Annotated in this window: 3 protein-coding genes; all 3 read right to left on the bottom strand. The window is 69.1% G+C overall.

The features are described from left to right. The coding region (locus Ae331Ps2_RS32840; RefSeq protein WP_217695662.1) for a hypothetical protein at window positions 1-419 on the bottom strand (419 nt) is incomplete at its 3' end. Between the two features lie 5 nt (window positions 420-424). Next, window positions 425-871 (bottom strand): DoxX family protein, encoded by a 447-nt coding sequence (locus tag Ae331Ps2_RS29065; protein ID WP_075313173.1) that lies wholly within the window; start codon window positions 869-871, stop codon window positions 425-427. A gap of 426 nt (window positions 872-1297) precedes the next feature. Next, complete coding sequence (locus tag Ae331Ps2_RS29070) at window positions 1298-1669, bottom strand: hypothetical protein (protein ID WP_075313331.1); 372 nt, start codon at window positions 1667-1669, stop codon at window positions 1298-1300. Between the last annotated feature and the right edge of the window lie 271 nt (window positions 1670-1940).

Raw genomic sequence — 1940 nt, forward strand, 5'->3', positions numbered from 1 at the left:
GTTCGCATTCCCGCCCTCTCTTCGTTCCCGGTCCAGAGGTTCACACCGCGTGGTTGATCGAGCAGATTGCGCCGTCCGAGTGCGGTCCGGAGTTGGTGCGGCAGGCGCTGCTGGGCCCGGTGCCGGGAGGAGCGCATCGAGCCGCCGTCTGCGGCGCGGATAAGGAGCATGGTGGCCTCGGCGCTGCACCGCGCCGGGGAGGCCCTGTTCATCCGGGTCACCGCGCGGATCCCGCAGCCGGTCACCGAGCGGCTGCGGGCGCTGATCCCCGCCGGTGACGGCGAGGACGACGCGGACCGCGAATACCGCGAGCAGACCTCGACGGGTCGGGGCGTGGGGGTGGCCGGACGGGCGGGTCCGTCGCTCCTTGCGTTGATCAAGAGCGAAGCGGGCGCGGTCAGCCCGGAGAGCATGCTCACCGAGATCAGCTTGGGTCAGGCCAGGTCGCGGGTGGGGGTGTGTGGCGCCGGGTGCCCAGGATGGTGTCGACCGCCCAGGGTCCGGGGCCGGTGGCGGCGAGCAGGAGCGCTCCTGCGGCGATGACGCCGACCAGTTCCCAGCCGCCGTCGGTGACGAACACGGTTGTCGGGGAGTGGACGAGCACGACGGCTCCGGTCATGTTCACGACGACGATGACGGCGGCGATGGTGGTGGCAAACCCGACGATCAGCGCGGCACCACCGAGGAGCTCGATGGTCATCGCCGTCGCGGCTACGGCGGCGGGCGCAGGGACGCCCATCTGGGTGAAAGCGGTGACGACCTCGTTGAACCCGGTGGCTTTCTGCGCGCCGTGAGCGATCAGGACACCGCCGATCAGGAGCCGGGCGAGGAGGTGCGCAATCAACGCAACCGTCGGCGGAAGTGGGCGCATGACGGGTTCCCTTCACGATGGATACAGGCGGTCACGATAGTGGTGAGCAACGGGGCCGGCCCGGGTGAACCGCTGCGCCTGGACACCACCCCCGTTTACCCCGGGCCCGGGGCTTCCTAAGAGTTATCTGGAACAGTTCCAGTTTTATGGGGTGGCGCCAGCGCGGCGCTTCAAAGCGGTGGTGCGGTCGAGGTGGGCGAGTGTAGAGGCGCCGGTTCGGGACGTTGTCGTTGCCGGGCTGTCGGGGATGTGGGAGAGCCCCGCCCCGGGGGTGGGCACCCTGTGGGTCAGTGCCGTGGTCCCTCGGGGCGGGGCTCTGTCCTGTGCGCGGTCTGTGTGCTGTTGCTCGACAGAAGAGCAGACCGCGTGGTCGCCGGCGTGGTGAAGGTTGGGCCGTCGGCGAAGCAGTGCTGGGTGGTGCGGATGTTACTTGTGGCCCTTGACGGTGTCTCCGGCGGCGCCGGTCTGGGCGCAGTTGTCGGACTGGTCGGTGACCGAGTGTCCGGACTTCGCGGTGCCGGATCCGAGGATCCCGAGTGCGCCGGTGAGGCCGTTCGCGGCGGCGGCGTCCTCGATGGGGACCTGCAGCCCGATGAGGTTGAGCGGGATGTTGTTGTTGCAGGCCTGGATCGGGACGTTGATGTTGTTGCCGTTGAGGCCGGCGATCAGGCCCTCGGCGCTCTTGTCGATCCCGTCACCGTGGTCACCGCTGTGGGTGCCGTGGGCCATGGCCACCGGGGAGAGCGCCATCAGCGATGCGGCCGAGGCGGCGACGACGATCCCGGTCTTCTTCCACATGGGGTATGTCCTCCTGGTTGTTGCTGGCACGTCGGATACGAGGGGAGCCCGTGCCGGCTGCAACGAGAGGGTTCAGGTGGGGTAACTGCAGGTCAAACACTGTCACCCGGCCCGCGCGCGGCGCGCACGGACTGTTGCTGCGACAGCCGTCGCGACCACCCGTACAGGAGGTGTCTGGTCGGACAGGGGACACGGTCGTGTCACGCACCGTGGTCCTTCCTGGTGTGTCCTGATCTGTCCTGGTTCGCCACGGTCCGGCGGCGTCCGGCGG

The sequence above is a fragment of the Pseudonocardia sp. Ae331_Ps2 genome (assembly GCF_001932405.1).
Lineage (GTDB): Bacteria > Actinomycetota > Actinomycetes > Mycobacteriales > Pseudonocardiaceae > Pseudonocardia.

Coding starts and splice junctions, on each gene's coding strand:
- Ae331Ps2_RS29070 (WP_075313331.1), bottom strand. CDS start 1,669: ATGTGGAAGAAGACCGGGATCGTCGTCGCCGCCTCGGCCGCATCGCTG.
- Ae331Ps2_RS29065 (WP_075313173.1), bottom strand. CDS start 871: ATGCGCCCACTTCCGCCGACGGTTGCGTTGATTGCGCACCTCCTCGCC.